This window comes from Flavobacterium sp. GW823-FHT04A11 (assembly GCF_058796535.1).
This window is the reverse complement of record NZ_CM179503.1, coordinates 3445276-3456872: the sequence shown is the minus strand read 5'-3', so window position 1 is coordinate 3456872 and position 11597 is coordinate 3445276. Positions and strand designations below refer to the sequence as shown.

The window sequence follows — 11597 nt, the reverse complement described above, 5'->3', positions numbered from 1 at the left end:
CTTATTTAATTAAATAAACTGCGTGGCTGTACGAATTAAAAAGCAATAAGAGAGAATCCCGCCATGAGGCAGGTTCCGATTATTGTTGTCAACTTTATTCCACGAAAGTTTTAAACTATGTGATTATGGCAGGTCTCCTGACTTGTTCCATCTTTAAACAGCCTTCTCATTTCGCAAGGCGAAACAATGGCATAAGTAACGTTTAAAGACTTATATAGAACTTACAGTAGCGGGTCTGTTCAGGATTTACACCTGATTCCCTTTTAACTGTTCTTTCCTAAATTTTTAGAAAAAAACAGACCAAAATCTGGGGCAAATATATAACTATCTTTATAAAAATTGATAATAATGCCTTTATTTACATTTCTTTATTGAATTTAAAAGAGTTGGATTTCTTCAAATGAACCGTAAATTTGGATCATCACAAAAACAAAAAATCCCATTTTATTATGAATGGGATTTTGTGTTTCAATTTCTGCTCAAGCAGCATTATTATTTTCTAAATATCTAAAATAAAAGCATTTAAGGTATTTTAATTTAATCGAATATTTTATCAAGTTCAATAATAGAAGTTCTTTTTGGAAATACTTTTGGTGCTTTTGCCAATTTGCCGGCTAAAATAGTAGTGGGCAGTGGTTTGAACTTTTTAAACAGTCCTATTGAATTGACTGCATGCAGAATTTTTGCCATAATTTTTTCTCCCAAACGGTCAGAATCCGGCCTTAAAAGTAAACCTGGTCTGAAAATAATATACTGATCAAAACCAAGCGTCGAAATTCGATCTTCCAGTTTTCCTTTTAATTCAGAATAAAACATTTTGCTTTTTGAAGAAGCGCCGTAAGCAGACAACAAAACAAAAGACGAAACGCCATTTTCTTTGCCTAATGTTGCAAATGATGCTGGAATATCAAAGTCAATTTTCCATTGATTTTCTTTTGAGCCTGCAGCTTTTAGAGTAGTTCCCAAACAAGAAAAAATAACATCGCCAACAATTAAATCTTTGTAATGTTCTGTATTGGAGAAATCAACAATTTGCTCTGTAAGTTTTGGATGCGTTTTTCCTGTTGGTCTTCTCACAAAAATTACAACAGATTCATAATTTTCGTCTGCCAAAAGTTCGTCAACCAAAAATTCTCCGGTTGCGCCTGTTGCACCAATCACTAATGCTTTCATAATTTTAGTTTTTAAATAATAATTTCAAAATATTGAGATAAATTAATGCATTTCATCATTATTAAAATCAACCGTATACAATTTCATAGGCTGTGCTTTGCCTCTTAAAAGTATGTCTCCCTGATGTAGATAAGTTACGGGCAAATTTTCCGGAAATGCTTCTTTTATTGCTTCTGAAACAACAAAATCATGATTAAAATCGTTGCATTTACACTGAATTCTCGAAGTTGTATTGAGAAGATCGCCATGATATACAATTTCTTTCTTTACTTTTCCAACCCAGGTGGTTACGGCGTTTCCAATATGCATTCCGGCCTTAAACTTTGGAATCATGTTATAATTTTTCAGGTAATATTCCTGTCGTTTGTTGATACATTCTTTCAAAAGATAAAAACAATACAAACAGCGCTGCTCTTTTAAACCTGTTGCCCTTTTCCAGGTCAGAATAATTTCGTCTCCGGCATATTGATACACTTCTGCGCGCGAGGCCAAAATTGCATCGGTAAAATCGTTAAACAAATCCTGCAATAATTTACTATACTGAATATCCCCCAATTGTTCTGCCATCGTGGTGGATGATTTTACATCGACAAACATAAAAATCCGCTCTTCCTGCATAGGACGATGATATCGACCGGTAAAATAATTAGAGAAAAACCTGTTGCTTAAAAGACTGCTTATTTCTAAAAACAAGATTAAAAAAATCGATGCTCCAAGCGAGAAAATAAAGTCTCCGAACAAACGATTGGCAATGTATTTACTTAAAGCTTCCTGATAAGTAACATGACTTAAAGGTTCTGCAAATACGAGCACAAAAAAAAGTAAAAACAGCAAAATGCAAATACTGTAAATAAGCGCTTTTAAAAGCGTACTGACAATAAAAGAATAATTGTTTAACTGTGTAAATGTCTTTTCAAAAGTGATTACAATAAAGCTGATAAAAACTCCAATAATGGTTCCGGGCAAGAGTTTTAAATATTCATAATCTGCTCCGGCGTCACTAATTATCGTGTAAAATAAACCTATTATACCGCCAGCAATAATTGCTTTAAAAATCAGACTGTATTTTTGATAAAAAGGAATCTTTGGCAATTGCATATCCGTACTTATTTGAAATTTCAACTTCTTTAATAAATAAAAAAAGAGTATTCTAATCAAAAGTAATACAGAATGTTAAGTATAAAAAATTAATCAATAACAATATCCAATTTAAATTTTGAGCCTTAAAACCAGCCAAATTCTAACCAATAACAAGCGGTAAAAGAATCTTCTCTATGACCGCTTGCTAATATTTAAACTGTTGCAGGTTCTTTATAAGTTTCCCAATCCGTATAGCCGTGGGTTCCTAATCCGTAATGCAAATCACGATTTGGAGGCGTTAATTCCCAATTGTTTTCTAAGCGTTCTACTAAATCCGGATTCGAAATAAAAGGCTCCCCAAATCCAGCAATGTCAATTGTTCCGGCATTAATTAACTGTTCTGATTTTTCTCTGTTCATACCGCCTGCCAGAATAATTACACCATCGTACCAGGAACGAAAACGCTCTATAAAACCATCCGGCAAAGCATGACTTCCTTTTGAAAGCTGATCCATTAAATGGATGTATACTATATTTCTTTTCTTTAATTCTTTCGCCAAATAGTTATAGGTTGCGTCTATTTCATCATAATGTGGTAAATCTCCCAAACCTCCGTATGGCGTTAATCTAATACCTGTTTTTTCATTACCAACAGCGGCAATTACGGCATCGACAATTTCGAGTAAAAAGCGGGAACGATTTTCAATACTTCCGCCATATTCATCGGTACGATTGTTTACAAAAGGATTTAAAAATTGCTCTACCAAATATCCATTTGCACCATGAATTTCTACACCATCAAAACCTGCTTCAATTGCATTTTTGGCAGCATTTGCAAAATCATTAACAACCTCTTTTATTTCATTTGAAGAAAGTGCTTTGGGTTTTGATGCCGGAACAAAACCTTCTGTTCCATTTTCATTATATCCCCACGCCGAAGTATTTTTTGCCTGAATATCTGATGGACCAACCGGCGCAATTCCGTTTGGCTGATTGGATGTGTGAGAAACTCTGCCCACGTGCCATAATTGCGAAAATATAATACTGCCTTTTTTATGAACGGCAGCTGTAACTTTTTTCCAGCCTTTAACTTGCTGCTGCGTATACAAACCCGGAATGTAAAGTACTCCTTTTGCGGTTGCAGATATTGCCGTTCCTTCGGTAACAATTAAACCCGCATCTGCGCGCTGTTCATAATAAAGTGCATTATTCTCGTTTGGAATTCCGTCTTCATTTCTGGCTCTTGTCATTGGAGCCATCGAAATACGATTTTTTAGTTGCAAAAAGCCGATTTGTACCGGTTTAAAAATATCTTTTTTCATAATCTTAATTGAATTTTATAATCCTGTTTTGATGATTTGATAGTGAAGAAATTACCTTCTTCACTATCAAAATCTTTTTTTGTTTCCTGTAAAGAAGAATTACTTATTTTTTAATCAGCCAGCTTTCTACGGCTCTTGAAAAATCGGCTACATCAATTGGATGTCTGCTGGTAATTATATTTCCATCTGTTACTACAGAATCTTCAATTACTGTTCCTCCGGCATTTTTTAAATCCGACTGAATATTCCAGTAACCGGTTAATTTTCTTCCTTTTAAGATATCTGCAGATGCTAACACAACCGGAGCGTGACATATTGCAGCTATTAATTTTCCTGATTTATTAAAGTCCTGAACAAATTTAATAACATCTTTATCGTAGCGAAGATTATCAGGATTCCATGCGCCTCCCGGAATAAATACCGCATCGTAATCACTTACTTTTATCTGATCTGCGGTTTTGTCAAATTTTATCCAACCCACTGGCTGTAAGTATTGAATAGCCATTACGTGCGTTTTTGACATTTCAGGAAATGCAAGTCCGTATCGTTCCGGTGCCGGATTAAATTTTGGAGAAACGATCTCTACTTCTGCCCCCAGTTCTTTAAAATACCAAACCGGACCTGTTAATTCGATTTCCTCAAAACCGTCTGCTACCAAAACAGCAATTTTCTTTCCTTTTAAAACCGTTTTGTCTTTTACCGGAGTAAAAAAGAATGCTTTTAAAGCTTCATTTCCCGGTGCATTCAATAATTTTGTTACGGGCATATTTACCACTGCCGACTGAGTAGATAATTGATTTACAACTTCTAACTCGTTACTGTAATTTGTTTTCATTTCTTTAGTTTTTACTTTTACCTGAGATTCTACATTTAATACTGCAAATACGCTTACTATACTTGCTGCGATAATTTTACTTGTTTTCATTTTTCTTAAGATTTAATAATTAATAATTGTGGTTTAAAATTCAATTTTCATGTTATTCCCGAATAAGCGGTGCAAATTCAATTAGGTTGTGAATTCCATCCTGAAACGGTTGCTTTTTTATACTCGTATTGAGGTAATCAATCACGGGCTGAATTGGAGGGAAATTCAAATGATACTGAAACGCATCGTTGCTTCTAAACTTTTCAAAAGTCACAAACTGCGTACTATCATCGTTAAATTGCGATAACTGATATGTGACTACGCCAGGCTCGCTTCTAAATTCAGGCATTGCGGTGTGATACACATTTTTAAAGTTTTCTTCTGTTCCTGGTTTTGCATCTACAAAAAGCATAATAGTTAACTGATTGTCCATCGCTTTACTGGTTCTGCGCCATTCTTCTTTAGAAATTGGTTCTAAATCTTTTACATAAATTACTTTCTCAGGCGTAACTAATGCCGTTTTTTCCAGCGCTTTAATTGTTTTAGCTTTTGAATTGCTTTGAAATTTCCTGAATTCATTTTGATTCTTCCAACGCTCAAATACCCAGATTACCGACTGATTATTTTGTTCGAAATAAGCTTCTGCCATGATATTACTTTCCTTTGAAAGCGATTCTAAAACATATTCGCGAAGTGCTTTTTGAAATTTCTCGTGAAATTCCTTTTTTACTTCATAACGTGTGATTAAAGCTGTCATTTCCTGTTTTGTAAGTTCGTCAACAGAAGTTCTATTGAAAGACTTAGTTGAGGTCTGCGCTGTTAAAAATGTACTGTACAATACTAGCAGGGCTGTAAAAATTATTAAAACCCTTTTAGAAATTAAGAGATCTGTTTTTGCTGTCATAACTTTTAATTTTTTAATGGTTAATATTTCATTTTAAAGTTTACCAAAATTACCATCAGATGCCTCGTGAAGACAAGGAAGCAAATCACAAAAAAAGTGTGATTTAAATCACTTAAAGAAGAAATAAGTGATTGTATTTCTTTGACTTACATAAGTTTATGAATACTTTTTTTTGACGGTATTTGGTTTTATCCGAATTCTTTTAAATTGTTTTTAGTTGTTTTTTCTATTTCCAAATACAAAAACTCCCAGATAATGAAACAGTAAACCCGTTCCCCATGCAGCGGTTTGCCATAAAGGCCATAAATATGTTTTGTCTGTAAAAAACCATATTGCCCAAATAATCGGATTGGTTAATGCAAATACCAATAAGTGAATTCTGAAGCCTTTTTTTGGGTTAATTTGGGCAACTGTGTGCCCGTTTGCTAAATGTCTCATGATGTTTAATTTTAATGTTTGATTATTTCTATTTAATTTGTTTGTTTTATTCAGTAGACCAAAAATGTGTGGGTGCAATCCCTACGGGATATTTATCGGCGGGTGTCTATTTTTTTTCTACCAATATTTAAATCCTAACGGATTATCTTTTAATATTTTCAGATGTTTTGTTATTAATAATTAGATCCTAACGGATTATCTTTTAATGATTCGGATGTTTTGTTATCAACATTTAAATCCTAATAGATTATCTTTTAATGGTTCCGGTATTTTGTTTCAACATTTAAATCCTAATGGATTATTTTAATGATTCAGATGTTTGTTATCAATATTTAAATCCTAACAGATTATTTTTTATGATCGCTATCTTTTTTGCTACCAACATTTAATCTCAAAAATCATATCCCGTAGGAATTACATATTGGTAGAAAAAAATAAATCGCCCACCAAAATATTGTCCCGTAGGGACTACACTTCACGTTATATTAATTTCGTTCCTAATTTTTCAACCTCTTTCAACCACTTATTTCGCTGGTTTTCTGTTGATTTTCGAATAAATCCAAAAGTTGAAAATTTGATCGGGTCAAATCCTACGTAACCAAAAACAATGTCTTTCAGGATTTGATATTGTGATGCACGATAAATCAGATAAAACCACCATTTTGGCGTATCCATCGTAACCAGAAGTCTTAAGCTTTTGCCTTTTAAAAGTTTTTCGGGGAAAATTTTTCCGGAGTGATGTTTGAATGCGAAGTCCGGCAGTAAAATTCTGTCTATAAATCCTTTGGTGATTGCAGGCATAAAACCCCACCAGTTTGGATAAGACAAAACCACGTGATCTGCCCAGGTAATAAGTTCCTGAGAATCAACTAAATCTTTTTCAAGTTGTAAAGCTTCTCCGTTTTTATATCCATCAGAAAGATTTACATTAAAATCCAATTTAGAGATGTAAATCGTTTTGCAGTTTGCTCCTGTGCTTTCTACTCCTTTTCTGTAAGCGTCTAATAATGCATTACAAAAAGAATTTTCAGAAGGGTGTCCAAGTATAAGTAAGATATTCGTTTTCATTGCAGTTCATTTAATTTGACACTGCAAAGATTTTAAATAATGGAGAGGTATTCCTGACACAAAAGTGTCAAAAACTATTTATGGGCTAATTTTTGGCGAATTCTCGTAAGTGATTGTCTTTCAATACCCAGAAAGCTGCAAAGATGAGAAACAGATACTCTGTTAAACAGTTCCGAATGTCCTTTGATAAAGTCAAGATAACGCTCTTCGGCGGTTTGAAAAATGAAGCTTTCAATACGTGCCTGCTGGCGTTTTAAAATTTCCTCGGCAACCAAACGTCCGTATCTTTCAAATCCCGGTAAGTTTTCATAAATCCATTGTAGATTTTCATACGAAATGCAAATCATAGTTGTTGATTCTAAACATTGTATGGTATATTTACTGGGTTTTTGTGTAATAAAAGCCGGATAATGTGTGGCATAATCACCTTCACAATAAAAACCTACCGTGATTTCGTTTCCTTCGTTGTCTATAAAAGAAGAACGCACTAATCCGCTGGCTATAAAACCAATTGCTTTTTGAACTTTACCAAATTGTAGAAAAAAATCCTTTTTGTTTAATTTCTCAATTGTAAATTTAGTTGCAAACTGCGAAATTTCCTCATCTGTTATATCAGGACAAATTTGCCTAATCGAATTTATAAATATCTCAGCTTCTGATTCCATCTTAAATTCAAATAATACTATTTTGTAGTTTTGATAGTTCTTTAACAAAAATAAAGAAAATATAGAACAGTTGTGAAGATTTGAAAGCAGACTCTGAAAAATTCGACACAAAATCAGATCTCATGGCATTCGTTTTCCATAAATCCATATATTTACCGAATTACGTTATGTCAATATCAATTTCTGTAGCGTTAAGACAATTATTTTAAGCAGTCAAGATGGAAAAACAAACCATATCCGTAGCATCGTCAACTTTGATCGATAATCCAATACCAAATAGTAAGATCAAAAAAGCCGATTTATTGCCGGATTTTGAATCTCGTTTAGATTCCATGGAAATGAAAGAAAAGCCTCTTGGCGACATTGGAATTCCGTTTAGAGATTTGACTTCTGCTGCCACTAAAAAAGAAAGTATTGCGAGACTTATTGATAAACTCGATGTTGAAAATAGCATCAGATACCAACGAACTGTTGAAGATACGTATTGCAATGTGTATTCTTATGATTTTTGCTATTTCTCTAAAGTATATGTTCCAACGGTTTGGTGGACAGATGATGCGCTGCAAAAAGTTTTAAACGGACAGGAAGTTGAGGCAGTTTTTGAGCAAACTGTCGACCGAATTTACTCAAGCGCTATACACGATTGGTTTTTAGAATGGGGCGCAAGTTTTGGCTGGAAAAGAATGTTTACTGCAGATGAAATTCAGAATGAAGTAAATACGAATGGCGGAATTGGAATTATTTGTGCCAAAAGAAAAATAAGAGGACTCTCCGGACATATTGTTCCTGTTGTTCCCGAAACGGATTCACATAAAGCGTATCGCGAAAATGGCGTAGTGGTTTATCCGCTGCAATCGCAGGCAGGAAAATTCAATTACAATTATTTTTCAGAAGTTAGAAAAGACTGGTGGAACGATGAATTGTACTCTTCTTACGTGTTTTATTACCATGAATAATAAAAAAATCTTCAATTAAAGTTTAAAATCTGAAAAATATTGATTTTCAATACATTAAGCATTTGCAAATAAGATAATAAAAAACTACTTTTGCAACCTCGAAAAACAGGATTGGCAATAATTATCATTTGGCTTAATCTTCTACTTTAAATTATTGATATAAAATTGATTAATGACAGTAGTAATTTTTATAACCCCATTATAAAAATTTACTTTTTTTCAATCTTTCCGTCAAAACAAGTACAAATTTCTGAGACTAGAATAAATATTCCTATTATTTTAAAAGTAAAATAAAACTTTTAATGGATGCAACAATCATGCTTACTCCGTTAAGGTTTTTTATCTCTGCTATTTAGCAGATTAGATTCGTGTTTTTGAATAAAATTAAGGCCTTTAAAAAAATTAATCAATCATAAAAAAAGAAAGTACGTATAAATGAAAGACAATCAGACAAAAAAATATTATTGGGGAATAGGATTAGAAAACGAAACCTACATGCAGTTTGAAGAATCCCTAATAGTTTCTGGTGAGTTTATACAAGAAAAAATTGGTTTTGAGAAATATAGCATCGACTATAGAAAATGTTATAAACCCGAAAGCCTCGCTCCTATTTTGAAAAAAGCTTTTGATCTGAAGGAAAACTACAAAGTGAGCCGAATGATGAATAGCCATTCTCTGGAAAAACTCGATATTAATTATCAGCACAAAACATTATCGCCAATAAAGCCCTTAATTGATACTGAAACTGGTGAAGTAAGTGCGCAGCCTGTTGAAAATCCAGATTATCTTGGTAAATCAATCATGGAACTTTTCCTTGAAGATCAGCCATATAATATTCAAAGTATGATTACCCAAAGAAATAAAACGATGGGTTCTGTACATTTTGATGGCGATTCTATCGAATTTGTAACGAAATATTTTGAAAACAGAACAATCGCTGATTCGTGTAAAGAATTAAAAGCAACAAAAAAATTGTTTCTGGATAAAATCAATGAATCATCTGTTTTAAACGGAAAATTAAATTTTCCGGATTACAACAATGGTCTTAATATGTTTATGACCAATCAGGAAAACCTGGTTTTGTTTAATAACGGAACGTACCATTTTCATATTACTTTGCCGTCTTTAACAGAAGATAGCAGAATTGTTGATTATAATGAGTTTGAAAAAACGCACGCCAACGCCATTTATTTATTGCAATGGTTTGAGCCTTTTTTCATCGCAACACTTGGAAGTCCGGATATTATGGGCGTGATCAGTGATAAATACAGTCTGGACAAAAAATTTACTTTGGGTTCTATGCGAAATGCAATGTCCCGATACATTGGCGTGGGAACGTATAATAAAGCAATGCCAAAAGGTAAAATTTTAACCTATAATGTTGATGATTTTAGAAAATTACTAAAATTTGAAAAAGAGGAAAATATCTGGTGGCGCGATCAGATTGAAGCTGATATGGAATATGAAATGCTTTCTGAAGTTGGTCTTGATTTTAATCAGGAAAAAATGTACCAAAGCGGTTTCGAATTCAGAAGTTTTGATGAGTTTCCTGCAGAATATTTAAATGATGTTCTTTTCTCTATAATTTTAATTTGTGAGCATTCTTTAAATCTTCCGGATGTACAATGGGGACATGACAGCAAAGCCTGGAACAATCTGGTTTTTAAAACCTTAAAAATGGGTCATGCAACAGATATCAATGAGGAAGAAAAGAAAGAAGTTTTAGATTTACTACAATTGTTAAATCCATCAGATTCTAATTATGACACGTTAAAATCTGAATTTGAAGCGATTGTAATGTTAGACGAATTTTTCTTTAAAATCCTGGCGGTTTTACACGATAAATACAAAGACAATAATGTTTGTTTAGATGCTATGTGCGGACAAAAAACAAACTTTCCGCCAAAATGGGATAACTTTAATAAATACCAGACAGAAAGACATCTAAAGCAAATTGGGTCTTTTTGTGATAATTAAAAGAATAAATACAAATTATTATAGCCCAAGGTTTAAACCTTGGGATTCGGATAAGCTAAAAACCATTTCATTTTTTTTGAAATGGTTTTTTAGTTTTTATTAAACAGGTATTTTTACTTTACTCAGAGAATTCTAAATAGGTTATTTTTGGATTAAACTTAAAACCATAAAATCACCATTATGCCCTGGACAATTCTTGAAAAACTTTGGGAACGCGCTTTGTATCCTTCCAACCGCTCTACAGCTAATGCTTACACGTGGGACAGCGAAATTAAAACTTTATATCAATTGGGCATTAGTATGGAAGCTGCGCTGCAGTTTTTGTATTTTGAAAAACCAGATTTTGAAAGTTTTAAAGTTTGGGTCAACAAAAAACAGAAAGTCGGAAATATGGAATCAGAAGATTTTACAGGGGAAGTTCTCTCTGTTGAAGATCTTCAATTTTGGAATGAAAACGGATATGTTGTTGTAAAAAATGCCATTTCAGAAAAAGACTGTGAAGCTACACAACAAGCTATTTGGGATTTTCTGAAAATGGATCCCAATAAAAAAGAAACGTGGTATAACAGACACGAAGATCAAAAAGGATTAATGCTTAATTTTTCTGACCACGAAACATTAAACAAAAATAGATTTTCGCCAAGAATAAAAAAGGCTTACGAACAGCTTTATAACACGGATAAAATATATAAAACAATTGATAAAGTGAGTTTTAATCCGCCTGAAACTGAAGAATTTAATTTTTTAGGAAGTCTGCTGCATTGGGATACCAGTTTAAAACGTCCGATGAAATTTGGCTTGCAGGGTCTACTCTATCTCACTGATTGCGGTGCTGATGATGGTGCTTTTCATTGCGTTCCGGGTTTTCATAATATAATAAATAATTGGCTGGATAATCTCCTTCCAAATGAAAATCCAAGAGAAAAAGCCATAGAAACTTTACAGCCAAAACATATAATTGGTAATGCCGGCGATTTTATAATCTGGAACAATGCCTTACCGCATTGTGCCACGCCAAACAAAGGGAAAAGCCCAAGAATGGTGCAATATCTGACGTATTTGCCAAATGATTATAATACATCCGGAGAATGGCTTTAATTTTTATTTTCCTTTTAAAATCAAAATTATTCCAAATTTTAGTTATCTTTA

At 33.2% G+C, this 11597-nt stretch carries 11 protein-coding genes and 1 riboswitch; of the genes, 3 read left to right on the top strand and 8 right to left on the bottom strand.

What is annotated here, in order from left to right; translation table 11 throughout:
- Window positions 1-110: 110 nt before the first annotated feature.
- Window positions 111-320, bottom strand: a riboswitch (cobalamin riboswitch).
- Window positions 321-537: 217 nt separating this feature from the next.
- From AC3QL1_RS14920 to AC3QL1_RS14885, 8 genes are all read right to left on the bottom strand, one after another.
- Window positions 538-1173, bottom strand: a complete 636-nt coding sequence (locus AC3QL1_RS14920) for an NAD(P)H-binding protein (RefSeq protein ID WP_492492545.1) — start codon at window positions 1171-1173, stop codon at window positions 538-540.
- A 42-nt stretch (window positions 1174-1215) separates the two neighbouring features.
- The gene (locus tag AC3QL1_RS14915) at window positions 1216-2295 is read right to left on the bottom strand and encodes an adenylate/guanylate cyclase domain-containing protein (RefSeq protein ID WP_492492544.1); all 1080 of its coding nucleotides are present in this window, start codon (window positions 2293-2295) and stop codon (window positions 1216-1218) included.
- A gap of 170 nt (window positions 2296-2465) precedes the next feature.
- Complete coding sequence (locus AC3QL1_RS14910; RefSeq protein ID WP_492492543.1) at window positions 2466-3575, bottom strand: alkene reductase; 1110 nt, start codon at window positions 3573-3575, stop codon at window positions 2466-2468.
- A gap of 103 nt (window positions 3576-3678) precedes the next feature.
- Window positions 3679-4500: a DJ-1/PfpI/YhbO family deglycase/protease gene (locus tag AC3QL1_RS14905; RefSeq protein ID WP_492492542.1), complete on the bottom strand. Its 822-nt coding sequence runs from the start codon at window positions 4498-4500 to the stop codon at window positions 3679-3681.
- Window positions 4501-4552: 52 nt separating this feature from the next.
- Complete coding sequence (locus AC3QL1_RS14900) at window positions 4553-5344, bottom strand: putative quinol monooxygenase (RefSeq protein WP_492492541.1); 792 nt, start codon at window positions 5342-5344, stop codon at window positions 4553-4555.
- 213 nt (window positions 5345-5557) lie between these two features.
- Window positions 5558-5782 carry a 2TM domain-containing protein gene (locus AC3QL1_RS14895; RefSeq protein WP_492492540.1) on the bottom strand — a complete coding sequence of 75 codons (225 nt, stop codon included), beginning with the start codon at window positions 5780-5782 and terminating at the stop codon, window positions 5558-5560.
- A 480-nt stretch (window positions 5783-6262) separates the two neighbouring features.
- The gene (locus tag AC3QL1_RS14890; RefSeq protein WP_492492539.1) at window positions 6263-6850 is read right to left on the bottom strand and encodes an NAD(P)H-dependent oxidoreductase; all 588 of its coding nucleotides are present in this window, start codon (window positions 6848-6850) and stop codon (window positions 6263-6265) included.
- A 74-nt stretch (window positions 6851-6924) separates the two neighbouring features.
- On the bottom strand, window positions 6925-7515 hold the full coding sequence (locus AC3QL1_RS14885; RefSeq protein ID WP_492492537.1) for a Crp/Fnr family transcriptional regulator: 591 nt from the start codon (window positions 7513-7515) through the stop codon (window positions 6925-6927).
- 218 nt (window positions 7516-7733) lie between these two features.
- Between AC3QL1_RS14885 and AC3QL1_RS14880 the strand changes: the two genes are divergently transcribed.
- From AC3QL1_RS14880 to AC3QL1_RS14870, 3 genes are all read left to right on the top strand, one after another.
- The gene (locus AC3QL1_RS14880) at window positions 7734-8471 is read left to right on the top strand and encodes a hypothetical protein (protein WP_492492535.1); all 738 of its coding nucleotides are present in this window, start codon (window positions 7734-7736) and stop codon (window positions 8469-8471) included.
- 435 nt (window positions 8472-8906) lie between these two features.
- Window positions 8907-10448, top strand: a complete 1542-nt coding sequence (locus AC3QL1_RS14875) for a hypothetical protein (RefSeq protein ID WP_492492533.1) — start codon at window positions 8907-8909, stop codon at window positions 10446-10448.
- A gap of 180 nt (window positions 10449-10628) precedes the next feature.
- The gene (locus tag AC3QL1_RS14870; protein ID WP_492492531.1) at window positions 10629-11546 is read left to right on the top strand and encodes a phytanoyl-CoA dioxygenase family protein; all 918 of its coding nucleotides are present in this window, start codon (window positions 10629-10631) and stop codon (window positions 11544-11546) included.
- The last annotated feature ends 51 nt before the right edge of the window (window positions 11547-11597 follow it).